The organism is Mesorhizobium waimense (genome assembly GCF_003601975.1).
Classification (GTDB): Bacteria; Pseudomonadota; Alphaproteobacteria; order Rhizobiales; family Rhizobiaceae; genus Mesorhizobium; species Mesorhizobium waimense.
Genome location: NZ_QZWZ01000156.1, coordinates 1 through 1,344 on the forward strand (window position 1 = coordinate 1; position 1,344 = coordinate 1,344).

Consider the following 1,344-nt stretch of genomic DNA (forward strand, 5'->3'; position numbering starts at 1 on the left):
CGAGAACCGGAGCGGAGCGTACTTGAAGTACGTGTTGGGGTGGACGGCCCCCGACGGCATCGTGATGTGCCAGAATGAGGTCGTTGAGATCTCAAGCAAGGGAGACCGTCCGTGGAAAATCTTATTCGCATTGGCATGGATACGTCAAAGAGCGTTTTCCAGTTGCATTGAAGCTGAACAGCCGGCGCTGCGCAAGAAGCTGCGGCGCAATCAGGTGCTTGCCTTCTTTGCCGGGCTTTCGCCGCTGAAGATTGGTATGGAGGCTTGCGGAGCGGCGCATTACTGGGCGCGGGAATTGCGCGCGCTGGGACACGAAGTGATGTTGCTGCCGCCGCAGTACGTGAAGCCCTATGTGAAGCGCTCCAAGTCGGATGCGGCCGATGCCGGGGCGATCTGCGAGGCGATGAGCCGGCCGGACATGCGTTTTGTTCCCGCCAAGAGCGCCGATCAACAAGGATCGCAGATGCTGGCGAAGCTGCGTGCGCAGTTCATCGGCCGACGCACGCAGCTGGCCAATTCGATCCGCGGCTTTGCGGCGGAGTTCGGCTTTGTCGCACCCAAGGGACTTTCCCGACTCGGTGATCTGCTGGCCGACATTCGCGCTGATGCGACGATCCCGGACACGGCCAGGGACATGTTCGAGACGCTGGCGCGCGACTATGCGCATATCAGCGCCGAGGTTGCCACACTCGATGAAAAAGCTGCTTTCGCTTCATCGGTGCAGCGAAATGAGCCAGCCGTTGGCCGCCATACCGGCGATTGGTCCTGTCGGAGCAACGTTGCTGGCCATTAAGGTGACGGATGCACATGACTTCAAGTCAGGACGCGACTTTGCCGCCGGCTCGGGCTGACGCCGAAGAACCATTCGACAGCAGGCAGAAATCGGCTTGGCGTGATTACCCGCGCTGGCGACGAAATGCTGCGAAGCGTGCTGGTGGCTGGCGCCACCGCCCTCATTCAGCATATGCGGCGGGGCAGCATATGCGGCGGGGCAGCAAACGGGTCTGGCCCTGGTTGCAGGCCCTGATTGTGCGCAACCCAAGCTCGCAGCGGTAGCGCTGGCCAACAAGCTGGCGCGGATCGCTTGGAAACTGATGGTCAGTGGCGGGCATTACCGCCCCATCGGCGCCACCTATCCGGAGCCTGCGCAGCCATAAGAGAGATCAGAGTTCGGCGCCGAGCACAGGGTCGACGCCGAGGCCGGAACTTGCAAGTAGAGGAGAAGATGGTGTGACCGGTCGAACCGGGACCAGCGAGGCATTCCGAGGTGCTCACCGGCAGCAAATGTCGTGTCCGTGTTTGGAACTCGCTATCCGTGCAGCCCATCTTGGCCAGCGCTCACAA

General features: G+C 61.5%; 1 pseudogene. It reads left to right on the forward strand.

What is annotated here, in order from left to right:
- The first annotated feature begins 111 nt into the window (after positions 1–111).
- Positions 112–1,157: pseudogene (locus tag D3227_RS40325) on the forward strand (IS110 family RNA-guided transposase).
- The last annotated feature ends 187 nt before the right edge of the window (positions 1,158–1,344 follow it).